This is a genomic window from Melioribacteraceae bacterium (assembly GCA_035362835.1).
Lineage (GTDB): Bacteria > Bacteroidota > Ignavibacteria > Ignavibacteriales > Melioribacteraceae > DSXH01.
In genome coordinates this window covers 19,495-44,850 of sequence record DAOSDY010000007.1, presented here as the reverse complement: position 1 = coordinate 44,850, position 25,356 = coordinate 19,495, and the positions used below count along the sequence as shown (strand labels likewise).

Below are 25,356 nucleotides of genomic sequence, written 5' to 3'. Positions count from 1 at the left end.
TTGCTCTCACAGATCCTAAAGTCTTTCTTAAAATCGAATAGCTGTGAATTATTTAATGCACTAAAAGAACTTTATTAAAGATTAATGAAGTGAATTATTATCAGAACTATTTTATTTAACTGACCTCAAAAATTTGGCGTAAGAATATGACTTATCGCATATATAGTTTAATTAATAAAATACGACCTCAAAAAAATCGCGTCTGCCTGCATTCTTTTCGGCGGTTAGAAAATTTGATGAGCGGAATGATAAGCGGAAATTGCTGTTTGACGATCCCGATTTCTATAAACTATTTACAAAAAAGAGCGGGGGAGGAGTTCAATTTCCGCAATGCAGCGAATCAAATTTTAGCAGATTTTTTTGCAGTCTTGATTTTTTGTTACTTTTTTATCAAGAAAAAAGTAAAGGCACCTTTATGAAACACGGTGATAATGATATTCTTATACTCAACATCAAAAAAATTCATTTCTGGATTATTTTGATCTCGGCTTTCCTCTCCCTGGCATTCTCAATCGGTGCCGTTGTCGCACAGGGAAGAATGATAGACCAGACAATTTTCAACCACCAAAAACGACTCGAAAAACTCGAAGAAATAACAAACAAACGATTCAAGCTCTTATACGAAATCAAATTCAATCTGAAAGAAGTCATGGAAAAGAACGGCTACACTTACAGGGAAATTGACGGCAATCTCGATTCAATCCTTAATTAGTTATAAATAATAATTTCTCATAATGACATCAAATTCTTGACGAATAGAATATAAATGAGCACAACGATAAGAAAAAAATTCTGTCTTACGATTTTATTGATAATTCTGTTCGCACCTTAAAAGAATTGCGTATAAAAACTGAACGAAGCGAAACGTTGGGCCCGATAATTTACGGGACAAAAGAGAAAATCTGTCTGACCCCGCATCCCATAAATTCTAATCAAAAGCGGGGGAGTTTTTTTCTCTTAGTTGAGCAAAGTGAAGTTTTAGCAATTCTTTTTCAGTGCTGTTTCTTTTGCTTCTTTTCTTACGTTAAGAAAAGAAGTAGAACAAAATAAAGGAGCACTTATTATGGAATTAAAACAAGGTGTAAAATCAATGGGAATCAAACCCGAAATTATCCTTGCCGCAGTAATTGCGGGAGAAGTATACAAAGCTTTTGAAGTCGATTTCGTTATAACTTCTATGACTGACGGCAAGCATGCCCAGCAGCACTCGCTTCACTATTGCGGATTCGCATTCGATATAAGAATTAAAAACATACCTAATAAAAAAATGATTGACGAAATCTTCCTCGAAATCCGCCGCCGGCTGACTAAAGATTACCAGGTCATTCTCGAAACAACCCATATTCATGTAGAATATCAGCCATTATATCCGTAATAATTCCTGTGCAGTTAGGCTTTGCCCGATTACTAGAGTTGCAACTCAGGTTTGTGCATAATATATCTGCCAAAATCCTGAAGTAACTCTTCGCATAAAGTGCTTCCATTTGTCTCATAATTTTTTATGCTAAATAAGAAAATATTCTCTAAATTATTATAGGATGAAAAATATTATGCTAGCCGAGAATAAAATATCAATCGAATTATTAAAGAATCTTCCCTTATTTTCTGAATTAACCAACCAGCAATTAGACAAAGTTGCAGCTATCTCTAAATTAATTAATTGCAAAAAGAATGAAATAATTTTTCAGGAAGGGGAATTATATAAAGGATTTTATATTTTAATTACCGGCTCTGTCAAAATATTTAAATTCTCATTTGAGGGGAAAGAATCAATTCTCCATATAATAAAGCCGGGTGAATCATTTGGAGATGTACCTCTTTTCGAAGGCACTAACTTCCCGGTCTCTTCACAGGCGATAGCTCATTCCTCTTTGTTATTCATTCCCGAAAAATCTTTCAAAGTAGTAATAAAGAACAATCCGGTTATCTGCTTTAATATGCTGTCAGGATTTGCTAAAAAAATGAGGCGTCTTACCCAGAAAGTTGAAGAGCTCTCTACAAAAGAAGTTTCTAACAGACTCGCCAGGTATCTTCTCGATGAAATAAAAAAATCAGGAAACGAAAACTTGCCCGAACCTTTTGTCCAAATTAGTCTGTCAAAAAAAAATATCTCTTCTTATATCGGTACTATTCCGGATACTCTATCCCGGCTCTTAAAGAAGTTTTCCGAAGAAAAAGTTATTCGTGTTGACGGAAAAACAATATTTATTACTGATTTGAGAAAACTAAGATCACTTGCTAGGTGAATTAAACTCCTTTTGCACCTTTTACTAAAAATATCTAAATCCGACTTAAGTCAAAGGATATCTGCTCCGATGATTCGATATTTCACATGTAAAAAAAAGGAGATTTACCATGTTACACATTTCATCAAAAACTAAAACTTTTGTTGCGGTCGTTTTCAGCCTCTTACTTGTTTCTTCAACTCAATCATTAGCCCATTGCGATGGATTAGATGGTCCGGTAATTAAAGACGCTAAGAAAGCCCTCGAAACTGGAAATGTCAATCTTGTTCTCATTTGGGTACAAAAAGCCGATCAGGAGGAAATAACCTCCGCCTTTAACAAAACTCTCGCGGTACGTAAATTATCACCCGAGGCAAAAGAATTTGCCGACATGTATTTTTTCGAAACTTTAGTCCGTATTCATAGAGCTGGAGAAGGTGCGCCTTATACTGGTATTAAACCCGCTGGACGTGATCTTGGCCCTGCAATCCCGGCAGCCGATAATGCATTGTCATCTGGTTCGCCAAAAGAACTTATCAAATTCCTGGAGGACGAAGTCCACAAAGGTTTGCATCCTCTTTACATGGAAGTTCTGAAAAAAAGAAATTTTGACCCAAACAACGTTAATGCTGGAAGAGAATTTGTTAAAGCCTATGTTGAATATGTTCACTATGTAGAAAAAATCTATCAGCTAACTTCCGGTAATTCACACAACGGTAACGGAATAGATTCTCATTCTCATTAATCTCTACCCGGCACTTTTTGCCCTATGCTTTAAGATGCCGGGAGTAATAATTAAATATGTATAATAAATGAAGGAAATATAAAATGGAATTTACAATCCCCAATTCTCTTAAAATAGAACACGAAGAGTTGCATATGCATTTACTTAAAGTAACTAAAGAAAACGGCAAAGTTGGACCTGCCGCTAATAGAGTTGCAGAAATTCTTCACAGTCATTTTGTTAAAGAAGAAGAATTTGCCGCCCCGCCTCTTGGTCTTCTAATCGATCTATCTAATGGGATTATAACTCAAGACATGAAACCCGTTCTTGAAATGACGGATAAACTTAAAGCGGAGCTTCCCGTTATATTACAGGAACATCAATTGATAAAAGATGCGCTCCAGGATTTGATCTCCGCTGCTTGGAGTGACAGTAAACTCGAATATGTGGATTTTGCAAATAAACTGATTCTTCACGCTCAAACCGAGGAAGAGGTGCTTTATCCGGCTGCTATTTTGATCGGAGAATTTCTAAAATTAAAACTGTAGTATTATGACGGGGGACTAGTGTTCTCAACCGTTATATATTTTGTTAAGACCAGTAAAATATTCCTTGTCATAGGAATAATGGCTGGTCTTTACTTGTTTCTCAAGAGTATTTATAATAATGATTTGCATCTTACAGTTTTGGTTTCTGCTCAATCACATATCATTCTATTTGGTCCGGTAATTATGATTACATTAAGCCAATCATTCTGGTTTTTCCCGCGCCCAGAAATAGACCATGAAATTTATAAACCATTATTTAGCTCTTGTAAAACGTATTCAGAAACCTAAATGAGAAATATTCTAAATAATAAATTCTTTTATGCTCAAATACGACATGCTTATACTTATTAACTAATTCTTTATTAAAAAAAGGGTAAAACTATGATTGATTCCAATGTAGTGCTGACGGGACAAACTATAGCATACACGCTATATGTTCTCGTAATTATGATTTTAATGGGATGGTTTACCTTCAAGGTAACTAGAACAGGGAAAAGTTCAATTATTAAACCGGCTCTCTTTTATTCTTTTGTCGGGCTATTGTTAGTCATCGGTGTTTCCCTTCATATTATTACTTACAATACCATTCCATGGGCTTCGATGGATTTAAACAGAGATGGTATCAAACCTGATAAGGTCTTTAATATCAGAGTTGAAAATCATCAATTCTACCTTCCATCAGAAAAATTAATCATTCAAACCGGTGAAACTGTTTTGTTTAATGTCTCTTCAAATGATTTAACATACGGATTTGGCTTGTTTAGAAACGATAATTCTATGGTTTTTCAAATGCAGGTTATTCCAGGTCATCAAAACGATATCCTTTGGAAATTCGATACGCCTGCTCTCTATTCTATTCGATCTACAGAGTATTCTGGTCCAAAAGGAAATGATATGATTGTTAAAAATGCTGTCCATGTTCTGGAATAACTATCAAGAATAACTTTTTATAACTAAACGAGAGAAATCACTATGAACTTTATTAAAATCCTTATCAGTGGCGAACAGGAATTATTTAAACCCGATTCCTTAACGCCTATGCAGAAAATGACACTCCGGTTTGTGGTAATAGGATTGATTTTTTATGGTATCGCTGTTATTGAAGGTATGATTATGAGAATTCATGAGGTCACTCCTGTACCATCTGTCGATACAAACCAGTTCTTTGCTATTTTAACAGCTCATCCGCTCGTTGGAATCTTTGGGTCTACATATCCAATTGTTTTTGGTGCGTTTTTATTTCTTGTCCCTTTCTTAATGAAAAAACCTCTTTGGAGTATTAAACTCGCAAATTGGACAGCAGCTTTGATTGGAGTCGGTACTTTTATTTTTTGGTTTGCTGGTTTCATTAGCGAGTATGCACCACTCTATACCCTCTACTGGCCTTTACCGGCAGATTTTACTCAGTTTAATCCCGTCGGCGGTTCATTCTTTATCCTTGGCATTGCACTCGTTATGGTAGGTACAGCTTTTTTTGTAGTCAATATCTTTAAAACTATTGCTTATACCCCAAATGGTTGGGATCATCAGCCCGCCGGAGCTCTGTTAAGTTCCGCTCTCGGTATTAGCGGAATAAAAAATATCTTCAGAAAAAAGAAAAAAGAACATCTGGTCTCCTTGCCTGTTGCTGCTATCGCTAGAGGTACTGTCGATACTGCGCTGAATGCCGCTATAATATTATTTACTGGCGTCCTGATTCTTATTTATATGCTCTCTTATTTATTCGGGCTTGATTTGAAACACTCTTCCATCGATGCGCTCCTATACAAAAACTGGTTCTGGTGGGGTCTCGATTTAATTGCCGATGGAATGGTTCTTATTTTTGTTGCAGGTACCTGGTACCTTCTCGCTATGCTTATTACTGGTAAAAAACTTTATATGGAAAACATTGCTCGCGCTGCTTTGCTCGTTGAACTTGTTGTTTCCTGGACTGTCTGGTCGCACCATTTGTTATCAGATCAGGCACAACCTGGAATCTTGAAAGTTGTTTCTGGTGAAATGGTTACTGCTTTTGAACTTATAACCCAAGGTCTTGCATTCTTTATTACCCTTGTTACCTTGTGGAGTGCTCGTCCTCTGCAAATGACTAATCCGTTAAAATTCTTACTTGGTGGTCTGCTTGGTTTCGCTCTTGCGGTTCCTGCCGGTATTATGCAAGCAGATATAGGTCTGAACAGAATCCTCCATAATACGCAATGGATTGTTGGTCCACATGTTCACGTGGCTGTATTGGTGGGATTAACTATGACTCTTTATGCTGCTATCTATTTTCTATTTCCAATTTTAACTAATGGTGCAAAATTGTTTAGTCAAAAACTTGCTACTTTTCATTTTTGGACTCATCTGATCGGCGGCATTGGAATGGGGGCTTTTATGGGTATGGCTGGCTTAAAAGGAATGCTGCGGCGCACTCTCTATTTTGATGGTGAATTTTCTTGGTATATGATTCTGGCCGCACTGTCTGGATCTTTATTACTTTTTTCTTTCATTGCCTTCTTCTTCAATATCGTTATGAGTGTGGGATTGAAAGGTGTTATTGGAATTTTTATGCCGGCTAAATTGGATACTATTGATGTCTTACCTGTTAAGACGGATTAATTTTTTTTTATTATGATTATTTATTGCCCGGTATCTTGCCGGGCAATTTTTTATACGTCTCAAAATGCGTGATCTACAAACATTTGAATGTACATTCCTTCCTTGCCTATTGAATTATCTAATCTTAATATCAAATTGTTCATAAATATCCTTATTCCTGCACCCACATTCCATTTCATATCTTTATGAAGTGTTGAAATCTCCCATTCAGGTGCAACTCTTCCTATTTCTCCATATAAGGCAAATTGTATCCAGTGAATATTTAGATTTCTTAATAACTTCCAGGAATTGAATGGATTCAATAAAAATATCTGTCTGTATTCTGCACCATAATAAATTGCTGCGCGGTCGTTAAATCTTCCTTCGTAATATGCCCGCAAATGATATCTGCCTCCAAGATATGCTCCGGTATACGGCGGTGGGCGATGGTATCGTTTAATGTTATTTCCGTATTGATCTATCCCAACAACATCGTAACTATCCCAGGTAAGTGTGTTAACCGTCCAAAAATTAAATGCTAATACTTTAGGGAGAGAATTTTTACTTCCAAGTAATTCGTTTATTGGTAAATACCATCTAAGATCGGTTTCTATTACACTCCATGGTGCCATTGAATCAAACCAGCCGAAGTCTCTTCGAATGGCAAGTTTTTGGTAACTCCCTCTCGTTGGATTAATATAATAATCAGTATTCTCGCGGGTTATTGCAAATTCAATTCCGTTCGTTGCAAAAGATACTCGCTTCCTGTAGAATGGTTTGATATCTATAAATGTCCTTCCGCTTTCTATCGGATTACAGCTGGTGCCACCCATTTCTCCGGATTTCAGAATTCCGTTTTTAAGTTTTGGTGCAAAATAAATTTTATCTCTACCGTGACCTATCGGAAGCAGAAATCTGAATTTCAATTCATACCACTGATCTGATCCGCTTACTTCTATATAGTCTTTTTGGTCGGATTCATTACTTCCGGCTCTAAATTTTGTATCCGCTGGAACAGGGGAGTTTGGCGGATCTTTATATACATTTAATACGCCAAAATAACCCCCTAATATATCTGGCGCGATGTATATCCTGGGATAAAATGGTAAATAGAATTCTCTGAATTGTATAAATCCGTATTTTGTCCCGTTCGTGCTGATTAATCCTCCCATATAAAGAGACATATTCTTTTGAGAAAGACCCTGTATTCCTACAAAACCGCCGGCAGCCCATCCGAATATTTCACTGTATAACGCGAAGGGGAGTGATGAAATTTTTAGCGCATTTTCACCTGACTCCTCAGCTATCATATCACTTGATGTTTTATTCTCAGATTCCAACTTGGTTGCAATTTGTGCATTTACCATTGATGCAAAAAAATAGGCCGCTATTAGAATTTTAAAGTTCATTCTATTCTATTTCCGTTGGGTCTTGCTCGCATGTTTATTCTATCTGTAATTTGTCCCTTATTCATAGCATATTAATTTGCCTATCTCTTTTTCATCCATTTCAATATGAGTAATAGGACTTTCATTCATCAGCTTTCTTAAAGTGTTTTTTAACTTCATCATTTGAATGAATAAATCATGCTCGGGTATAGTATTCATTGCTTTCATCGGACTTTTGAAGAAGACCGAAAGCCATTCCTGTATCCCTTTCATATTGCTCCTGCTTGCTAAATCAGTAAACAAAATTAAATCTAGCAGTATCGGAGCCGCCAGTATCGAATCACGGCATAGAAAGTTTATTTTCAATTCCATAGGGTAGCCAAGCCATCCGAATATATCGATGTGATCCCATCCCTCTTTGTTGTCACCTTTCGGTGGATAATAATTGATTCTAACTTTATGATAAAAATCCGAATAAAGATCACTGTAAATTTCTGGCTGCAATATTGAATCAAGTACCGAAAGCTTGCTCTCCTCTTTTGTCTTGAATGATCCGGGATCATCCAGCACCTCTCCATCTCGGTTGCCTAGTATATTATTTGAAAACCATCCGTGTAATCCTAATAATCTCATTTTTAACATTGGAGCTATTACCGTTTTTATTAATGTTTGTCCGGTCTTAAAGTCCTTTCCGGCTATCGGTACATTCATTTCATTGGCATAGTCAACTATTGCGGGTATATCTACGCTTAAATTAGGCGATCCGTTTATGTATGGAACTCCCTCTGCAATTGATGCAAATGCATATAACATGCTTGGCGAAATGTCCGGATCGTTCTTAATCATCCCATTTATAAAATTATCTTTTGAAGTATGAACCACTTTCTGTTCTATAAATGTTTCTGTGCTGCCGGACCATATTACCACAACTCTCTCCAGCGAGTTATACTCTTTAAAGAATCTTATATCCTCCCTTAGCTGTATCATTAGGTCGTATTTATTTGTACCTGTTTTTATATAACTGCCTTCTAATCTTTTCACGAAATCAGGATTGAATACTCCTCGCATTGGTTTTATTTTCTTTAGCTCATCCGAAACATTGCTTAAATCTTTTTCGCTAAGCACTTTTGCGTATTGTGCTGACTCAAAGCAATTCTCATCCCGTATATCCCAGCCGCCAAATACCAGTTCGTCTATCAACGTTAGCGGTACAAAATCTTTAATCAATGGGAAATTATTCTCTGTTCTTTGGCCGATACGTATTGTTCCCATTTGAGTTAAGGAACCGATGGGTAACGCTAAACCTTTCCTTACTGCATGTATTCCTGCTAAAAATGTCGTCGATACAGCACCGTTTAACCCAACGATTAATACTCCTAGATTGCCGTTTGGTTTCTCAATTATTCGATTTTCCATTCTATTTCTCCTTACTTATTTTTTATAATAATTTATTTATCGATTCTTCTATTTGACTGAATGAATTGATGATTATATCTGCATCTTTTGTATTTATGGGGGTATCCCAACTTCTGACTTTCAACCAAATCGTGCTGCACCCGATTTGTTTTGATGGTGAAATATCATTTGTATAGGAATCGCCTACTACTATAGACCTGTCTGGACTCGAATTTATTGATTCAATTGCTAGTGAGAATATTTTTGAATCCGGCTTGCGTACCCCTGCTGTTTTTGAATCAACAATTGTTGAAAAGAATTTCTTTATTCTAATTTCGTTTAACACCGAATGAAGATTTCCGTAATAGTTGGATACAATTCCAAGTCTGTAATTTCTCTCTAATCTAGAAAGAATCACCTTGTTCTCTTTAGTATTTCTCAATACCGATCTATAACAATATTCAACTAATTCATCAATAATTGCATTGTAAGCGCTTGAAAGAATGTTGTTCCTTTCAAAATATTTCAGCTGATAAAACAACTGGGCTCTGTATGTCTCTCTTAATCCGCTTACCGGTTTTATAATGTTCTGCACATTCTTCTCAGAAAATATATACGCATTACTAAAATCTTCGCGCATAACTGGTATTTTGAAATATTTATACGCATCCCAGAATTTTTCTCCCCAGTGAATCCCTCCCGTATCTATTGTGCCTCCATAATCAAAAATTACCGCTGTTATCTTTTTGGTCATGATATCTCTATATACCCCGAATTATTTTCTATAACCGTTTTATCCTTTCTTAATTGTATAATTGCTAATCCAATTATTATCCAGAATAATTCTCTAAGCCTGTTTACTAATCCGACATATATGCCTACCCCGGGTGAATATTTGAGCAGATCCATTATGTAGAATAAACTCCCTTCTCGTACTCCTAATGTCATTGGCATGAAAAAAAGTATATTTATCATTAATGAGGAAAATGCGTTGATTAACACTGCTTCTGTTAATGTGATCTGTAATCCGATTGACCACAATATGAATACGAACTCCAATGATGCAGCTATTCGTGCGGCAACTTCAATTAGTAGCGAACTCCAAAAGTATTTTTTCTTATTATTGTAAAGATCTGCTATCTGCTCGTCTATAATTCTCGGCGTTTCTTCTTTTATCCCTAATCTGCTTACTATTTTTTGTGAGAATGGAATCTTGTTAATAAAGCGTAGAAGCCATTGTATAATCCCGTTTTTGTGCCTCGATAAAAAAAATGCTATTCCTGATATTGAGATTATTAAAATTACCATTGATATATATTTCAATTCCGAATTCATTGGAATTGTAAATGGAATAATTATTATACCTATCACCCAGAATATAAACGATGAGAGGAAATGAATCATGCTGTATAATACAATAGAAGTAACTGACGGATGTAATCCTATCCTGCTCTTTAATGCCCATATCTTGTATGGCTCGCCGCCAAGATTTATGCCCGGCGTTATATAATTGATCGCAAATCCGCTTAAGGAAATTGATAATGCCTCCCTATAAGGTATCCTTTTATTCATCGCTTTCAATATTAATATGAATGCCGTTGTATTAAGAAGATAAACTCCCAGCCAGGTCCCTATTATTACTGTTATCCACCACCCGGTCTTTTCTAAATTGATGATTACGTTGTCTATTCCGTAATTGTTTATCAATAACACTAGGATCGTGGTTCCCACTAATAAAAAAAATATTTTTATTTTCTTTTCCATTTGCATTTATTAGTTAAGTACGCGCTCTTTCTTGTCCAGACTTCCTTTTGAAAGATTCTTCTTTACAAACAAATGGATTGCTTGGCTGTTCAATTCATGTATGACTACCATGTAAATAAAAAGTAGATTCAGTAACGTTAATTCGAAAAAGAAGTAGATTATTGGTTCGGCTATGATTATGCTTGCGAACAGTACAATCATTCTGGTGTTGGTAGTAAGTATGTTGAAATACTTTACCAATGGTTTGTTTCTCAAATAGTAAAGCTGACTTACGTACTCTGGAATATTTCCTTTATAGTTATTTTCTATTGTTCGGTATAGGTTAATTAAGTTGCTTGAGAGTAATTGCTGTTGTATCGTGTAGTTTATATAAACCCTCATTAAGAATTTTTTTACAATATTGCTCTTCCATGTAAAATTTTCGTATTCTTCTTGCAATGTCTGGAGATCGTCTATTTCACTCTTGCTTCTCCCGTAAATAAAATATAGAAAATGATTGCGGTAGTAATCGGCATATGCTGATTGGAATGAATGACTGATCCCTGCAACAAGAATTAACAGAAAAAATAATGGCTGGATACCTTCGTTAATTAGTCGAAAATATACGCTTAGATAAATGCTTAAAAACCATAAATTGCCACCCATACCATCCAAAATTCTCCCGTATCTGCTTTTGGTGTTTGTCATTCGGGCAAGCTGCCCGTCTGCACTGTCCATTGCGTTTGCGATTATCAGTAATATAATCCCACCAATATTTAATAACAGGGAACTATAATAAAAAAGATGTCCTGCTATCATTCCTAAGAAAATGCTCGAAATTGTAATCTGGTTTGGAGTAATTCGAAATTGGTATGCTAGTTTTGCAATTACAAAACCAAATCGCCTGTAAAAGATTATGTCGATCAGCTCTTCGGTCTCTTTGGATTTATATGTCGTTTCTAATTTGCTTGCAACTGTCATAGATACTATCCCTGTAATTTTTTCTCTGTAATGCTTGTCTCTACTGCATAACTCTGTTCCATAGCGTGGTTAAATACTGTCTCGGCAATTACTCTGCTTGCTTCATTTCTTACTGGAGCAAAGCTTGGCCAGTCATTCATATCTATTATAATTATCGTCCCGTCACTCTTAATTATTGCATCGCCACCGTATACTATTATTCCCAATTTATCAGCCGCAGCTGTCGCGAGATCGCGAAGGCGGCCCTCGCTGAACTTATAACTATTGTTGCCATTTTGATAATACCAGTGAAAAAATGTTGTCCCTGAAACTGAATAAAATTTTATTACGTCTCCTTCAATATGTTCTTGAAGGAGTGCTTCGCGGATTCCGCGATTCGAATATTCTTTTAATAAAAAATTTAATTCTTCATCGCTGTAAGCTGGTGTAACGTCTTCCCTGTGTATTGCATGTACGTCCCCGCGTTTTACCCATATTTTTCTCTTCACGCCCAAATCTGATATACTGAATTGCTCTTTGGAACTGGTATTGACTGCTATACTACTCGGAAATGGAATATCATTTTCTACTAGTATCTTATGCATATTCGTTCTGTAACAGTTTAATGTTGATTGAGGTGGATTTATCACAATTACTTCTGACTCTTGTAATCGCATCAATTTGTCTATCGAACCTTCTCCTCTTGCCATTGAGAATATTGTAGCCCCTTTCAATTCTTCAATATTAACATCTTCTTCGGCGTAGATATTTACACTTGCGCCTAGTTTAATAAGTTCTTGTGCTGTCTTTAAGAATATTAGCGCGTCATTCGTAGTTTGATTCGGTGAATAATTACGGCTCCTCTTTATTCCTGCGATTTGTAATTCCATCTTATTTCTTTTCCCTTTGAAAATTAGAATACTGAAACATTTATGTAACGCGTTGGATTCTCTCTTATATCGGTTACCAAAAAGTTTAATTCATCAATTAATGTGTTAAGTTTTATATAAAGATTTTTATCATTTAACGAACCCCCAATTAGTGTGCTGTCCTTCTCGGTTATTCTAATTATATTATTTAATCCGCTCGTTATATTGTTAACTTCATTGTATAACAAATCATCTCTTAAAAGTTTACCTATTGTGCCTTTGCCTGATGCTAGTGAATCTGTTATCGTCTTTATATTCAATGTTATTGAAGCAAGGTCATGGTATAATCCCGGCTCGTTTATCAATTTGCCTATTAAACCTTTTGATGAATTAATTGATGAAACAATACTTGTAATCTCCTCAATTATCTTGTCCAACTTATCCACTGCAGAATCTTCAACTAATAACTTGCCGATAGTACCGTTTCCCGCTGAAACTTTTCCGGTTATCGTTTTTACATCCGTAACTATCCCGTCTAGCTTACTTAATATTGGTCCAATTGCTGTCCCGGCTGTTTCAAGTGAAAATGACTCCTTTACTTTAAGAAAATCCCCCTCTCTTAATGGCTCTTCATTATATTTTCCTAGCGAAATGTTGACCATCTTGTCTCCAAGCAGTCCTAATGTTTCAATCGATGCTGTCGACCCTGCTGTAATCTTGCCGGCGTATTCCTGAAGGATTGATAACTCAAGTATAATTTTATTGTTGTTATCTTCAGGTACTATTTCTATATCCGTTATGTTTCCTATTTTTAATCCGCCTAGTAATACAGCCCCTCCTTTTTTCAACCCTTCCGTCTCTTTTACGGCAAGGTTAAGATTGTAAGTCTTTGAAAAAAAATTTTCACCGGTTCCGACAATTATTGTGAATAATATTAAAATTACCAGTCCGGAGAATATTGTATAACCAACTTTCATATTATTCTTCCTAGAATTTATATTATGCATTTATCAGCTCGTACTTTTTATATCCTGGTTCTATAATTTGGTTGTGTCTATTTAGTTGATAGAAAAATCTATTAACCAGCGGGTCCTCCGATGTAACTATTTTATCTATTGTTCCTGTTTCAACTATCCTCCCGTTGTTTATAAAAAGTATCTGTTCTCCTAACTCCATTACATCGTTCAGTATATGCGAAACTACAACAGAAGTCGTCCCCTTATTTTTAAGCTTTTCAATTAATTCTATAATCGCCTCAGAGTTTAGGGGATCAAGGCCTGTAGTCGGCTCATCAAAAAGTATTAGCTTTGGTTTGAATGCGAGTGCACGGGCTATTGCTATCCGTTTTTTCATACCACCGCTTAATTCTTCCGGATACAAATATCCTGTCCCTTCCATATTTACAAAACTCAGCAGTCGCTCCGATATCCCTAGTAATTCACGATCTGTTAAACTTTTTCGCTCTGGTAAAAAGTATAGAATGTTCTCATTTACTGTTAATGAATCGAATAATGCATTACTTTGGAATACAATCCCGATCTTCTTCCGCATCGCGTTATATCCTTTTTCTGTCATCCTAAAAACATTTTCTCCGTTAAATATTATCTCCCCGGAATCTGGTCTCCACAATCCGGCAATTATTCTTAAAATAGAACTTTTCCCAGCTCCGCTCGGTCCTACTATTACTGTCGTTTTATTCTTTTCTATCCTGAAAGAGAAATCTTTTAGAATTACTTTATCCCTAATTGAAAGTGAGATGTTTTTTAGTTCAACCATTGCTATAATACTTCCCATACAATTTTTGTAAATATGAAATCAATGACTAGTATTACTATTGAAGAATAGACCACAGCATTTATTGTGTTTTTCCCGAGTCCAGACGTTCCCCCTGTGGTCCTGAGGCCGAAGTAACAGCTTATTGTCGATATGAAAAAAGCAAAGAAAAAAGGTTTTGCAAAGCCAACAAACAAATCTCTCACCTTTAATGCATTGATTGCTGTGTCCCAGAATAAGGCTGTTTCTATCTGAAAGGTCTGATTTGCTATTAACATCCCTCCCAATATGCCAGTAATGTCCGCTATTAGTGTCAGCGGTAAAAACATTATTATTGCTGCAGCTGTCCTTGGTAATATTAATTTATGAACCGGATTGAATCCAAAAGCAGTTAATGCGTCAATCTGATCACTCAGCTTCATCGCTCCTATCTCGGATGAATTTTTTGCCCCAGTTCTTGCCGCTAGTAATAACCCGGTTACTACCGGTCCCAATTCTCTCACCATTCCGAGTGATACAGTCCTGCTGATTAGCGATGTGGCACCAAAAATTTTTAATTGATGTCCTGTCTCTATCGCTAATATCACTCCTGTAAATAATCCTCCTAATAAAACTAATGGTATTGCCTTCGTCCCTAATAAATACATCTCGGTCATTGTTTCATCCCAGTTTTCTCTTATTGTCCTAATTCCCGAAATGAGATCACTTACTATTATCCAATATTCTCCAAAACTTAATATCATATTCCTGAATGCAGTCATAATCTTTAAGTATCCTGTCCCTGTTCCATTCCCAGGTACTCTTCTGCTTTTGTTATATCGCTTCTATGATCAACATCAATAATCCTTGAGAATGGGAATATCTGGAAATAGAATTCCTTCTTGACCAGAAAGCGCAAAAAATTTCGTAACCTTTTTATGTTTGATCTCATAGCGTCTTCAATTTCTTTATTTATTTTTTTTCTGAAGAGATACATTCCGCCTGTTACATAAGAAAAATTATTAGCGGCATCATCAAATCCTGTTACTCTTCCTTCTTCATCAATATTTATGTATAGAGGGCTTTCGTCGTCTTTAAAATCTGTCGCCGCAACTATCACATCTGCCCCTGATTCATTCAATCCGAATTCTATAAAATGTTTGAATTCATCCGCCTTGAAAATTGAATCTGCTGTCGCTATCAGAAAAGGAGGGGAGAGGTATTGTGATATTTCTTTCAAACTGTGAAATGAACTTTCTGTGGTCTTTACTAATATATTTATGTCGTTCGCCTTATCATAATTTCTAATGTATGATTCAAGATCTTTCGATTGTTCATTGATTATACAGTTTATTTTGTTAGCTCCACTATTTCTTGCCGCATCTATTATTATTTTAATTAATGGTTTACCTAGTATCGGCACCATAGGCTTTGAAGTTTTAATCCCTTCTGACTTTAATCTTGCTCCTTCACCTGCCGCAATTATTCCAACTTCGTATTTTGCTTTTTTACTCTTCTGTATCATTTCTTTTAATTGTTTGTTCTTCGAATATTTTTTCATTATTAAACTAAAAAGCCTCTTGAATAGTAAAATAAACATATGTCCCCTCACGAGATTGAGCGATATCTAACCTTACATTTAAATGCTGGTCTTTATCTAGCATATATCTTAGCCCGGCTCCTCCTGCAATCTTTAAATCACTTATGCTGAATTCGGAATATTTTGGAAATACTTGTCCGACACCCGCAAATAGAGATAATCCTATTCTCCAGAATAATGCTCTTCTGTATTCTGCCTGAAATGCCCATAAATTTTTATCAAGGTATTTACCCATTGGATAACCGCGCATCATTTGATGGCTCCCTAACTTCGGTAACATTTGTATTGGCACTTCGCCTGCTGTGCTGTTTAATAACGTATTTAAAGCTATTACTTCTCCTTTTGCTACTTCCATATAGTATCGGATGTCAACATCAAATCGTAAAAAATTTACATCACTCCCGATTAATTTGTTGAAATAGAGTCCTTTCATGTCGGCAAATATCCCTTTCGTTGGGAAAAATAAACTATCGCGCTTATCAAGTATTATTTCTATTCCTAATCCTGATGTGGTTATTCCTAATGAACCTGTCAGATTTCCTGCGGCTATTACTCCTCTCGGATCATATTCTGAAAGTGTGAATTTTTCAAACCAGTAGTATGGACCAACATATATGTCTTCCTTAATAGAGCCAAGAAAATCTAGCTTTAGTCTGGTCTGATTATATGTTACTTTCTCGCTCACTTTTGTACTTGGATCAGGACCAATCCCCCAGAATATATCGGGTGTATGATAGTATGATGCCTCAAAATCAAATCGATATTTATTACCATCGTAAAATCGGTTTACTCTTAAACTCCCTTGAATTTGTCCTTTAGTTGAATATGTCCCGTATCCTCCAATTATGTCCGGGAATCGATCGGGATTTGCTGAATCAGGTGTATTGTAATATATAAATGCTGCTCCGAATGCATACCCCGTTGATGGTAAATAAAATAAAACCGGAACAGGGTAAAATCCTTCTTTACTTACCTTTATACTCTCTTCTATTGATTGACTGTGTGATTCTTCTGTAATTATTATCAATCCTGCAATCAATATTAAATATCTAATTTTATTGTTTATCATCTCACCGCTTTGCTGAATCATCATTTCTCCGAACCAAAGATCTCTTCTTTGCGGAGACTTCTCAATTCGGGTTTATTTATTCTTTTGAATTTTTCCTTTTGGTCTCTGCTCAATTGACCCTCAGCTACCCTTATTAAATCCTTTATTCTAGATCTTCTTTCATCTCTCCCGTTTTTTACCTTTATCTTTTCAAAAAAGCCTGGTTCATCATCATTCTTTACTCTTTCCTTTAGTTCACTAATTATTTTATTGTCTTCCGCCAATATCAGTTCAATTTCTTTTACAATTTTTATTATTGAGTTGTATTGACTTTCATTTAACAATAAATAGTCTTTTACTTTTTCAACATCCGTTAATGATATTTTTTCTTGCGCAGGTAAATGAGCACCGGTTGTTAAAAAAAATGAGAATAAAAATATTATTGCAATCATATCTTTTCCTTTTGTTCGTGATTATTTCTATAGTTCACTAGCAGGGTAATAGTTATGATTAACCATATGGACGATCGAATTATCATCGCAGTAAGACTATGCATTGATATATATGAATCAAATAAGTATAGGAAACTTATTGATGCCAGCGTACTGATATGGGAAAGTGTGATGACCACTGAATATCTGATTGCATTTTTGTTTCGCCGGAATATCTGAATCCCTCCTAGGACCCCGACTACACTCATTAATATATTGTAAACCAATAAAGGCGTAAAAACAATGTAGTCTGGAATTGATATCTTCAATGCAACTTGCATGCCTTCTATAAATGATAGTACGCTGAATATTATTGCAATTGTTGCGGCAATTCTGTCGGCTGCTGTTCTCATTTGATTATTCCTTCCTCCCATTTTGTACTCATATTGATTGCTTTATATAAAACCTGATTGCTGAATTCGAATCCCTGGTATCCGGGAAATTGTCGTATTCTCCATACCTTTCGTAAAGCAAAAAATCTAATCCTAACGATGTCTTTGAAAATATTCTGTAGCTTGTTCCTGCATTTAGTAAACCAACGAATTCTTCGCTGTCCGCTCCGCTCAATGTGTGTATCCAGTACCTTTTATAGTTTGCATATATGTCAGCATTATCTTTAAACGATATCTTGATCCCTATTTTCCCGCTTGCACCGGGCCCTAAATTGTAATCTTTCCCATATTCTTTGGCATATTGTGAATTTGTTCCGCCCATTAATATTGCCGATATCCCTAAATAATTTTGCATCATAATCCCACCCGTTAGAGGTACTGTATTTATTATTTGTCCTGTTACACTTGTTGCTGACAATTTATAAACTGTATTTATATGAATATCTACTTCTTTATATATACCGATTATGTTTCTGGTGCCATCGAATAAATCGAGTTTATTATCTGTCAGAACTCCGCTTGCAAATATTCCAACTATATTATCTCCCTTTATAAAATTTACCTCCGAGTGTACCTTGAAATAGTCAAAGGGTTTTTTATGATTCCGAATATCTAATTGATTCCCATATTCTAAATCGCCTCTAATAGTCATGTATGTTTTACTGTTATTTATATTTTTACTTAAAAATACATTATGTATCCCGCTTGATATTGTTAAATTATATTGTGATTTCTCGCTTCCTAACCCATCCTTCCACATATCACCTCGCAGTAATCTGTGTATTCCATTCATCGGATTGATCAATGTTGCAGAAAATTCCCTAATAAATCGCTCGAATCCAGTTGTGCTCTCATCTACTATTAATTCTGAAACTCTGAAAGATATTTCTCCAAGTAAAATTCCTGTTACAGGCGTATTTACAATGTCATTATATGATGGGGGCTCAATCTCCATAAAATATTCCCACATCAGGCTGCCCCCAAATGCATATGGTGCAGATTCCCAGAATTCTAATCCGTTCGCCCTTGCAATACTGTAATAGTTCGCTCCATGATATGGATGCCAGAATTGATTCATTAAGTAGCCGTCTGCATCCCATTCAAATCCATTTTTAAAATTATTTTTTATTGATTCCCAGCTGATTGCTGACCAGCCTTCTGTCGTAATATATCGGTTGAATGCCCATATCCCCAGATTTAGTCCCACAACCTCTGCTCCTGGTAGCCAGTAATTCTTTTCATTTTGTTTTATCCCTTGCAATGTGTCTTCTATCTCTTCCAGAGTATATTTCGATAATCCAGCCGGCAGTGTTTCTATACTCCAGGTCTGTGCCTCAATTCTTATTAATCCTGCTAATTGCATTACTATTAATATTGCAACTATCAGCGCTTTTTCTTTCTTTATCATAAAATGTCCTTCGTATTATCTTTCATTTACTAAACTTTTTCTAATTCTATGTTTATGAATCTTTTTCACATCTACTTTATATTTTTTCTGCTATAAAACCTGTATGCAGAAATGCAGAGTAGAATCTCACAATGTTGTGATATCCCGTCTCTGCTAATAGTTTTTTAAACTTATTCTCTGTTATTAAACTTCTTTTTGCCAATGCTTTTTCAATTATCATTCCTGCTGCATTTACGGAAACTCCGTTCATTAATAGAAAATTATTCCAGCCATTTCGTAATAGGTTAAACTGCTGACTTTGTGATTGCTCAAATTGATCTATTATTACAATCCTTCCGCCTGGTTTTAATCGCTCGTTTATTCTTTTCAAAAGCTCCATTTTCTCGCCTTCACCCTCTACAAACCTTAATACAAAAATCACAGTCGCTATATTGTATCTTTCGTCAGGAGGCAAATCCTCAACTGTGCCCTTATATAAGTTTATTTTATTTACTAATCCTTTTTCTTCAATCTTTTTTCGGGATATTTTTATCATTTCTTCTGAAGGATCAATGCCTGTCATTTCTATAAAAGGCATATAATTCCCAAAAGTTATTATCTCCTTGCCAGTGCCGCTTCCAACTACTAAAACTTTTGCATTAATACTTCTCTCATCCATTAATAACCCTAATGTCATCTGGTATAATTGATTATAGCCGAATACAGCTTTTTCTGCATAACCCTCATATTTTGCTGCTTGATTTTTATCGAATTTTATCTCCTTCATCATCCTTTTTCTTCCTTTCTACTCAATTCTTTTACTGAATCTTAATGAGCTGAATATTAATAATACTATACCCATGCCAAATAGAATTACCGTCTCTAACCACAATGACGAAAAACCAATTCCCTTCAAAACTATTCCGCGCAGAATAGTTATGAAATACCTTAGCGGGATTAAGTAGGTAATATATTGAACAACAGAGGGCATGTTTTCAATAGGGAAGGCAAATCCCGAAAGGTAAATCATTGGCATCATGAGGGCGAATACCGATGCCATCATTGCTTGCTGTTGTGTCTTCGATACTGTCGAAATAAATAATCCGATCCCTAGATTAGACAAAACAAACAGTAGTGCCGTAAATAATAAATAAATCTTACTTCCTCGCACTACTATCCCAAACCATTGTGTCATTATTACCATTACAATTATGAGCACAACAAAACCAATCAATGTGAAGGGAATCAGTTTTCCAAGTAGGAGTTGTGAGGGTTTGAGGGGTGTTACTATTAATTGTTCCAATGTACCAATTTCTCTTTCGCGAACTATCGCCATCGACATTAATGATATTGTTGATATCATCAATATCAATCCAAGTATCCCGGGTACCATATAATTTCGTGTCTTCATTTCAGGATTGTACCATACGCGTACTTCGGGAGAAATCGAACCGTTTAATGAAACCTTCATACCGTATTTATCTTTTGCTTCAGAAGCGATGTGTTGCGAGTATTTTGTTGCAATTCCTTGAATGTATCCTAACGCTATCGATGCCTTGTTCCCGTCCGATCCCTCGAAGATTGTCTGAAGTGGAGCTGTCTCTCGTCTGCTTATTTTCTTCTCAAAGTCCTTTGGAATTACAATCACTACTAATGTCTTACCATTTTCTAGCAGCTCAGTAACTTCGTCATAACTTTCAACATAATGATCAATCATAAAATAACCGGACTGTTCAAATCGCTGGATAAAATCACGGCTTGTGGCGGTCCTGTCTAGATCATATATAGTAGTGTGTACAACGTTAACATCCATGTTGGCTGCATATCCTAAAAAGATCAGCTGAAGTATCGGAGCCATAAATATTACTACTAGCATTTTCTTATCCCGCTTTACCTGAAGCAGTTCTTTTATTATAAATTGAATAATCGTCTTCATGTTGCTCACTTATTTTTTGATTTTTTATCTGCTAGTGTCGCTAAAACAATAAATACTGTCCCGAAAATTCCGAGATAAATCAATTGATCCCAGAATGCACTTATACCTGCCCCGCGGAGGAGAATTGCTCGTAAAATCACTATATAAAATTTTGCCGGTGTTATATTTGTCAGTAATTGAATTGCTGCGGGCATACTCTCAATCGGGAATATAAAGCCGGATAATATTAACGATGGTAATAGTGATGTAACGTTTGCTGCTTGAAATGCGACTTGCTGTGAATCTGCAATCGTCGAAATGAATATTCCTAAACTTAGTGCTGCAAATAAAAATGTAAACGTTCCTAATAGTAATAATAATATGCTCCCCTTTATAGCAATTCCAAAAAGAATATAGCCTGCTGATAAAACTATTGATGCATTTATTAATGATATTGCTACATATGGTATTGTTTTTCCAACTATGAACTCAAGCGATGATAGGGGAGAGACATTTATCTGCTCAATTGTCCCTCTCTCTTTTTCCCGTACTATTGAAAGTGAAATCGATATTACCGCGGTTATTATCAAAATCATTCCCATTAATCCCGGTATTAGGAATCGGGTCGATTGTAAATCTGGATTGAACCAAAACCTTGGCTGCAGATCTATCGGTACATACATCCTTTTACCTGTTACTGCCAAATACTCCTTTGTCAATTCAAGTGAATAACTATAAGTCGCGGCGTTTACATAATTTTGAATTACATTCGCCGAATTACCGTCTACACCGTCTACTAAAAATTGAATTTTGGCTTCTCTCTTGGTAAGGATTTTCTCTGATAAATCTGCCGGAATTACTACTACGGCTTGTACAATCTTCTTATTTAGTAGCTCTTTTATTTTATCATCACTCTCTATATTAACAATCAAATCAAAGTATTCTGAACTGATTAATCCGCTGATGAAATCCCTTGAATAATCTGATCTGTCCTGGTCATAAACCGCTATTTGAATATGCTTAACATCAAAATTTATTGCATATCCGAATATTGCTAGCAGAACAACAGGGAAGAAGAATACAATAAAGAGCATTCTTGTATCCCGCCGCAATTGCCGCGATTCTTTTTTTGCTATGGCATAAATTCTATTGAACATATCTTTTGCTGTCCTTTTCTATGAGATGAATAAATACATCTTCAAGTGTCGGAATTATCTTCTCAACTCTTTTTGTTTTTATTCCGTATCCATTCCATAACAAGTCTATAACCTGATTTTCTGTAAAATCCCTTTCTTTAAGTATAACATGTATGTAATTCCCGAATATCGAAGTTTCACCAACCCAATCTTGTTTCTCAAGGATTTCTAAGCTGTCTACTACACGCTCGCTTTCTATTTCCAGAATTGGATTTTTGATGTAATTCGTTTTCAATTCTTTGGCATTTCCTTGTGCAATTAATTTCCCTGCATTTATTAAAATTATATCGTTGCAGAATTCAGCTTCGTCTAAATAATGCGTTGTTACTAATATTGTTGTTCCGGCTCCGGATAAATCGTTTATCAAATCCCAGAAACTCCTCCTTGATATTGGATCAACTCCGCTTGTCGGCTCATCCAGAAATACTATCTTTGGCTCGTGTATTACTGCTGTGCCTAATGCTAGTCGCTGCTTTATACCGCCGGGTAAAGAACCAGTTATTACATTTTCCATATTCTCTAGGTTGGCTACTTTCAAAACCCAACTTTTCCTTTCTTCGTATTTTTTTCCGCTTAATCCGTACACTCCTGCAAAGAATCGTATATTCTCTGCTACCGTCAAATCATTGTATAGAGAAAACTTTTGAGACATATATCCTATATTCTTTTTTACCATGTCAGGCTCATTTTTTATACTGTAGCCGCCTACTAATGCATCACCGCTCGTCGGTTCCAAAATCCCTATTAACATCCGAATCGTTGTCGATTTTCCCGCACCGTTGGCCCCTAGAAAACCGAATATTTCTCCTTGTCTTACACTAAAGGATACATTGTCAACGGCGGTGAACTTTCCGAATCTCTTCGTAAGGTTGTTAACTTCTATTGCTTCCATCAGAATATCCTTCTTCCTAATGATTTATCCAGCTTTACTTTAGATACTTGTAATTCTACTTCGGCTGTTTTCAAATTTGTCTCGGCCTGAAGCTTTAATGTCTCGGCATCAATTAAATCTGTGGTTGATGCTATTTGAACTCTGAATTTTTCTGAAGTAATTCTATAGTTTTCATCAGCCTGCTTTAATGCATCTATATTTACAATTACCTTCTCATGGTTTTTTTTCATTTCTAAATAGTTTGAATAGACTTCTTGCTGTATATTTTCAATCAGCTGTTCTTTATTTACTTCTAATTGTACTTTTGTTTCTTCTGCCTGCTTTGATTGCGATGATGTCAATCCCCAATTCCATATATCCCAGCTTAATGTTAATCCCAGCTCCCAATTTGTATTGAATTCTGCCGCTGGTGGTTGAAATCTTGGGTTTGGATTACTGTAGTTTAGATTACCGTTTAAATAAATTGATGGAAACCAGTTTGATTTGGCAGCATTAATTAAATCCTTACTTGCATCCAGTTTATATGATAATGTTTTCAGTTCATCTCTCTCACTTAATGCTTCGGCAAAAATCTTTTCTATTGATTCATTTATCGTTATTTCATTTATCTCGTCGCCTTTAACGCTGGTATCTGATGTTAATTCAATTCCTATCGATTTGTTGAACATCATCTTAGCAAGATTTCGATTTTTTTCTGCTTCGATTAGCATCAGTTTCGTATTTGAATATTGCACTTCTAGCTTCAGTAAATCGTTCTTTGAAATAAGTCCGTTATCAAAAAAGTGTTTTGCGTTTCTAAGATGCTCTTCCATTTGAATTAATGATTGCGATATTAATTTTTTTATTTCTTCAGCTTTATAATAATTCCAGTAAGCATTATAAATGTTAAAGGCTACTTCATTTTCTTCTTTTGAGATTTCTGACAAGCTTGCTTTTATATTATTATGAGCTGAACTCTTCAGCGAACTTAGTTTCATCCCGGTAAATATCGGCTGACTGAATCCTAACCTAAATGAATAATTATCATATATTGGTTCCGATATTGTAAATTTACTCGGTGCATTTGGCAGCTGAACTTCAAATGCTGGAATATTATCACTTAAACGTGTGTAATTTCCCGAAAGCTTAAATTGTGGCAGAAATAGACTGTTGATCTCTGCTAACTTTGCGTCCGCTGTGTTTAGCTTGGAGTGCGATAACTTTAATTCCTTACTATTCTGTATTCCAAGCTCAATACTTTCTTTTAGAGATAGCACTTTACCTTGTGCATAAAGCATCGAGCTCATTAATATTATTAATAATATTTTATTCATCTTTATTGTCCCTTTTTTATTAAAACGTTATTTATTCATAAAATGGATAAATACATTCTCTAGAGATGGAGTTATTACCCTTCGGTCAATTTCTTTAATAGAATTATCCTTGAATATTTCCGCGATAATTGAATAGTCTTCATCTATATTATGTACTGCTACATTCAATCTGTCGCCATACATCTGTACTTCAAACTCCGTATTCAATTTTATTACCTTGTATGCTGTTCGTATCGGTGTGCATACTATTTCAATTACTTGCATATGCATGGAATCTTTAACATTCTTTGGCGTATCGCAGCTTATTATCTTGCCTTTATCCATAAGCGCCACTCTGTTGCACCTTTCTGCCTCGTCTAAGTAGGGGGTTGACATAAATATCGTAATCCCTTCTTTTAAGAGATTCGATAATATTTTCCAGAAATCCCTTCTCGATACCGGGTCAACCCCTGTTGTCGGTTCGTCAAGAAATATAATTTTTGGTTTGTGTATTAATGTGCATGCCAATGCCAGTTTCTGTTTCATTCCTCCGGATAATTTATCGGCAAGCCTGTCGCGGAAGGGTGTCAGCCTTGTAAATTCAAGTAATTCATCCCGCCTTTTCTGATAATCCTTTACTCCGTGTATTTCCGCAAAGAATTCAATATTTTCATCTATTGTCAGGTCTCCGTATAAAGAAAATTTTTGAGAGAGATAACCTATTTCATCTTTTATTAAATTTTTTTGAGTCAATAAATCATAGCCTAATACTTCTGCAGTTCCACTGTCCGGATTTAATAACCCAACTAGCATTCTTATTGTCGTTGTCTTCCCGGCGCCATCAGGTCCTACCAAACCGAACATTTCACCTTCACCTACCGTGTAGCTGACTCCATTTACCGCTTTTATCTCAGTGTAGCTTTTATGAAGATCAGTTATATTAATTACCGTTTTCATCTTAT

At 35.7% G+C, this 25,356-nt stretch carries 26 protein-coding genes; 7 read left to right on the top strand and 19 right to left on the bottom strand.

What is annotated here, in order from left to right; all coding sequences use genetic code 11:
* The first annotated feature begins 415 nt into the window (after nt 1-415).
* The 7 genes from PLZ15_15255 (at nt 416) to PLZ15_15225 (ending at nt 6,095) form a co-directional block, all read left to right on the top strand.
* A complete protein-coding gene (locus tag PLZ15_15255; GenBank protein HOI31102.1) occupies nt 416-712 on the top strand; it encodes a hypothetical protein in 297 nt (98 codons plus the stop codon).
* Nucleotides 713-1,063: 351 nt separating this feature from the next.
* Complete coding sequence (locus PLZ15_15250; GenBank protein HOI31101.1) at nt 1,064-1,375, top strand: hypothetical protein; 312 nt, start codon at nt 1,064-1,066, stop codon at nt 1,373-1,375.
* Nucleotides 1,376-1,550: 175 nt separating this feature from the next.
* Nucleotides 1,551-2,246 carry a Crp/Fnr family transcriptional regulator gene (locus tag PLZ15_15245; protein ID HOI31100.1) on the top strand — a complete coding sequence of 232 codons (696 nt, stop codon included), beginning with the start codon at nt 1,551-1,553 and terminating at the stop codon, nt 2,244-2,246.
* Nucleotides 2,247-2,355: 109 nt separating this feature from the next.
* The gene (locus PLZ15_15240) at nt 2,356-2,970 is read left to right on the top strand and encodes a DUF6448 family protein (protein ID HOI31099.1); all 615 of its coding nucleotides are present in this window, start codon (nt 2,356-2,358) and stop codon (nt 2,968-2,970) included.
* Between the two features lie 83 nt (nt 2,971-3,053).
* Nucleotides 3,054-3,497, top strand: a complete 444-nt coding sequence (locus PLZ15_15235) for a hypothetical protein (GenBank protein ID HOI31098.1) — start codon at nt 3,054-3,056, stop codon at nt 3,495-3,497.
* A gap of 381 nt (nt 3,498-3,878) precedes the next feature.
* Nucleotides 3,879-4,427: a hypothetical protein gene (locus tag PLZ15_15230; protein HOI31097.1), complete on the top strand. Its 549-nt coding sequence runs from the start codon at nt 3,879-3,881 to the stop codon at nt 4,425-4,427.
* A gap of 42 nt (nt 4,428-4,469) precedes the next feature.
* Nucleotides 4,470-6,095 (top strand): cbb3-type cytochrome c oxidase subunit I, encoded by a 1,626-nt coding sequence (locus PLZ15_15225; protein HOI31096.1) that lies wholly within the window; start codon nt 4,470-4,472, stop codon nt 6,093-6,095.
* A 59-nt stretch (nt 6,096-6,154) separates the two neighbouring features.
* Here the strand turns inward: PLZ15_15225 and PLZ15_15220 are convergent, their stop codons facing one another.
* The 19 genes from PLZ15_15220 to PLZ15_15130 all read right to left on the bottom strand — a co-directional run bounded on the left by PLZ15_15220 (nt 6,155) and on the right by PLZ15_15130 (nt 25,351).
* Complete coding sequence (locus PLZ15_15220; GenBank protein ID HOI31095.1) at nt 6,155-7,483, bottom strand: BamA/TamA family outer membrane protein; 1,329 nt, start codon at nt 7,481-7,483, stop codon at nt 6,155-6,157.
* A 57-nt stretch (nt 7,484-7,540) separates the two neighbouring features.
* Entirely contained in the window at nt 7,541-8,878 is a 1,338-nt protein-coding gene (locus PLZ15_15215; protein ID HOI31094.1) for an inositol-3-phosphate synthase, read from the bottom strand.
* Between the two features lie 22 nt (nt 8,879-8,900).
* Nucleotides 8,901-9,611 carry an HAD family hydrolase gene (locus tag PLZ15_15210; protein ID HOI31093.1) on the bottom strand — a complete coding sequence of 237 codons (711 nt, stop codon included), beginning with the start codon at nt 9,609-9,611 and terminating at the stop codon, nt 8,901-8,903.
* Nucleotides 9,608-10,621, bottom strand: a complete 1,014-nt coding sequence (locus PLZ15_15205) for a lysylphosphatidylglycerol synthase transmembrane domain-containing protein (protein HOI31092.1) — start codon at nt 10,619-10,621, stop codon at nt 9,608-9,610. Before PLZ15_15205 ends, PLZ15_15210 begins: the two co-directional genes overlap by 4 nt.
* A gap of 9 nt (nt 10,622-10,630) precedes the next feature.
* Nucleotides 10,631-11,581: a CDP-alcohol phosphatidyltransferase family protein gene (locus PLZ15_15200; GenBank protein ID HOI31091.1), complete on the bottom strand. Its 951-nt coding sequence runs from the start codon at nt 11,579-11,581 to the stop codon at nt 10,631-10,633.
* Nucleotides 11,582-11,586: 5 nt separating this feature from the next.
* Nucleotides 11,587-12,450, bottom strand: coding sequence for a hypothetical protein (locus tag PLZ15_15195; protein HOI31090.1), 864 nt, complete (start codon nt 12,448-12,450; stop codon nt 11,587-11,589).
* Between the two features lie 23 nt (nt 12,451-12,473).
* A complete protein-coding gene (locus tag PLZ15_15190; protein HOI31089.1) occupies nt 12,474-13,406 on the bottom strand; it encodes an MlaD family protein in 933 nt (310 codons plus the stop codon).
* A 22-nt stretch (nt 13,407-13,428) separates the two neighbouring features.
* Entirely contained in the window at nt 13,429-14,223 is a 795-nt protein-coding gene (locus PLZ15_15185) for an ATP-binding cassette domain-containing protein (protein HOI31088.1), read from the bottom strand.
* Complete coding sequence (locus PLZ15_15180) at nt 14,208-14,963, bottom strand: ABC transporter permease (protein ID HOI31087.1); 756 nt, start codon at nt 14,961-14,963, stop codon at nt 14,208-14,210. The genes PLZ15_15185 and PLZ15_15180 overlap by 16 nt, the downstream gene beginning before the upstream one ends.
* A 5-nt stretch (nt 14,964-14,968) precedes the next feature.
* On the bottom strand, nt 14,969-15,742 hold the full coding sequence (locus PLZ15_15175; protein HOI31086.1) for an NDP-sugar synthase: 774 nt from the start codon (nt 15,740-15,742) through the stop codon (nt 14,969-14,971).
* A 7-nt stretch (nt 15,743-15,749) separates the two neighbouring features.
* A complete protein-coding gene (locus tag PLZ15_15170; protein HOI31085.1) occupies nt 15,750-16,874 on the bottom strand; it encodes a BamA/TamA family outer membrane protein in 1,125 nt (374 codons plus the stop codon).
* Nucleotides 16,871-17,281 carry a hypothetical protein gene (locus tag PLZ15_15165; protein ID HOI31084.1) on the bottom strand — a complete coding sequence of 137 codons (411 nt, stop codon included), beginning with the start codon at nt 17,279-17,281 and terminating at the stop codon, nt 16,871-16,873. Before PLZ15_15165 ends, PLZ15_15170 begins: the two co-directional genes overlap by 4 nt.
* A 420-nt stretch (nt 17,282-17,701) precedes the next feature.
* Nucleotides 17,702-19,120 carry a DUF3943 domain-containing protein gene (locus PLZ15_15160; protein ID HOI31083.1) on the bottom strand — a complete coding sequence of 473 codons (1,419 nt, stop codon included), beginning with the start codon at nt 19,118-19,120 and terminating at the stop codon, nt 17,702-17,704.
* A gap of 76 nt (nt 19,121-19,196) precedes the next feature.
* A complete protein-coding gene (locus PLZ15_15155) occupies nt 19,197-19,889 on the bottom strand; it encodes a class I SAM-dependent methyltransferase (GenBank protein HOI31082.1) in 693 nt (230 codons plus the stop codon).
* Between the two features lie 15 nt (nt 19,890-19,904).
* Nucleotides 19,905-21,035, bottom strand: coding sequence for an ABC transporter permease (locus PLZ15_15150; protein HOI31081.1), 1,131 nt, complete (start codon nt 21,033-21,035; stop codon nt 19,905-19,907).
* A gap of 5 nt (nt 21,036-21,040) precedes the next feature.
* Nucleotides 21,041-22,171, bottom strand: a complete 1,131-nt coding sequence (locus tag PLZ15_15145) for an ABC transporter permease (protein ID HOI31080.1) — start codon at nt 22,169-22,171, stop codon at nt 21,041-21,043.
* The gene (locus PLZ15_15140) at nt 22,161-23,102 is read right to left on the bottom strand and encodes an ABC transporter ATP-binding protein (protein ID HOI31079.1); all 942 of its coding nucleotides are present in this window, start codon (nt 23,100-23,102) and stop codon (nt 22,161-22,163) included. The genes PLZ15_15145 and PLZ15_15140 overlap by 11 nt, the downstream gene beginning before the upstream one ends.
* Entirely contained in the window at nt 23,102-24,415 is a 1,314-nt protein-coding gene (locus PLZ15_15135; GenBank protein ID HOI31078.1) for a TolC family protein, read from the bottom strand. The genes PLZ15_15140 and PLZ15_15135 overlap by 1 nt, the downstream gene beginning before the upstream one ends.
* A 27-nt stretch (nt 24,416-24,442) precedes the next feature.
* The gene (locus tag PLZ15_15130; protein ID HOI31077.1) at nt 24,443-25,351 is read right to left on the bottom strand and encodes an ABC transporter ATP-binding protein; all 909 of its coding nucleotides are present in this window, start codon (nt 25,349-25,351) and stop codon (nt 24,443-24,445) included.
* Nucleotides 25,352-25,356: the final 5 nt, after the last annotated feature.

Bases quoted from the DNA above. Each gene is read 5' to 3' on its own strand.
- PLZ15_15255 (HOI31102.1), top strand. From the start codon at position 416: ATGAAACACGGTGATAATGATATTCTTATACTCAACATCAAAAAAATT.
- PLZ15_15250 (HOI31101.1), top strand. From the start codon at position 1,064: ATGGAATTAAAACAAGGTGTAAAATCAATGGGAATCAAACCCGAAATT.
- PLZ15_15245 (HOI31100.1), top strand. From the start codon at position 1,551: ATGCTAGCCGAGAATAAAATATCAATCGAATTATTAAAGAATCTTCCC.
- PLZ15_15240 (HOI31099.1), top strand. From the start codon at position 2,356: ATGTTACACATTTCATCAAAAACTAAAACTTTTGTTGCGGTCGTTTTC.
- PLZ15_15235 (HOI31098.1), top strand. From the start codon at position 3,054: ATGGAATTTACAATCCCCAATTCTCTTAAAATAGAACACGAAGAGTTG.
- PLZ15_15230 (HOI31097.1), top strand. From the start codon at position 3,879: ATGATTGATTCCAATGTAGTGCTGACGGGACAAACTATAGCATACACG.
- PLZ15_15225 (HOI31096.1), top strand. From the start codon at position 4,470: ATGAACTTTATTAAAATCCTTATCAGTGGCGAACAGGAATTATTTAAA.
- PLZ15_15220 (HOI31095.1), bottom strand. From the start codon at position 7,483: ATGAACTTTAAAATTCTAATAGCGGCCTATTTTTTTGCATCAATGGTA.
- PLZ15_15215 (HOI31094.1), bottom strand. From the start codon at position 8,878: ATGGAAAATCGAATAATTGAGAAACCAAACGGCAATCTAGGAGTATTA.
- PLZ15_15210 (HOI31093.1), bottom strand. From the start codon at position 9,611: ATGACCAAAAAGATAACAGCGGTAATTTTTGATTATGGAGGCACAATA.
- PLZ15_15205 (HOI31092.1), bottom strand. From the start codon at position 10,621: ATGGAAAAGAAAATAAAAATATTTTTTTTATTAGTGGGAACCACGATC.
- PLZ15_15200 (HOI31091.1), bottom strand. From the start codon at position 11,581: ATGACAGTTGCAAGCAAATTAGAAACGACATATAAATCCAAAGAGACC.
- PLZ15_15195 (HOI31090.1), bottom strand. From the start codon at position 12,450: ATGGAATTACAAATCGCAGGAATAAAGAGGAGCCGTAATTATTCACCG.
- PLZ15_15190 (HOI31089.1), bottom strand. From the start codon at position 13,406: ATGAAAGTTGGTTATACAATATTCTCCGGACTGGTAATTTTAATATTA.
- PLZ15_15185 (HOI31088.1), bottom strand. From the start codon at position 14,223: ATGGGAAGTATTATAGCAATGGTTGAACTAAAAAACATCTCACTTTCA.
- PLZ15_15180 (HOI31087.1), bottom strand. From the start codon at position 14,963: ATGACTGCATTCAGGAATATGATATTAAGTTTTGGAGAATATTGGATA.
- PLZ15_15175 (HOI31086.1), bottom strand. From the start codon at position 15,742: ATGAAAAAATATTCGAAGAACAAACAATTAAAAGAAATGATACAGAAG.
- PLZ15_15170 (HOI31085.1), bottom strand. From the start codon at position 16,874: ATGATGATTCAGCAAAGCGGTGAGATGATAAACAATAAAATTAGATAT.
- PLZ15_15165 (HOI31084.1), bottom strand. From the start codon at position 17,281: ATGATTGCAATAATATTTTTATTCTCATTTTTTTTAACAACCGGTGCT.
- PLZ15_15160 (HOI31083.1), bottom strand. From the start codon at position 19,120: ATGATAAAGAAAGAAAAAGCGCTGATAGTTGCAATATTAATAGTAATG.
- PLZ15_15155 (HOI31082.1), bottom strand. From the start codon at position 19,889: ATGATGAAGGAGATAAAATTCGATAAAAATCAAGCAGCAAAATATGAG.
- PLZ15_15150 (HOI31081.1), bottom strand. From the start codon at position 21,035: ATGAAGACGATTATTCAATTTATAATAAAAGAACTGCTTCAGGTAAAG.
- PLZ15_15145 (HOI31080.1), bottom strand. From the start codon at position 22,171: ATGTTCAATAGAATTTATGCCATAGCAAAAAAAGAATCGCGGCAATTG.
- PLZ15_15140 (HOI31079.1), bottom strand. From the start codon at position 23,102: ATGGAAGCAATAGAAGTTAACAACCTTACGAAGAGATTCGGAAAGTTC.
- PLZ15_15135 (HOI31078.1), bottom strand. From the start codon at position 24,415: ATGAATAAAATATTATTAATAATATTAATGAGCTCGATGCTTTATGCA.
- PLZ15_15130 (HOI31077.1), bottom strand. From the start codon at position 25,351: ATGAAAACGGTAATTAATATAACTGATCTTCATAAAAGCTACACTGAG.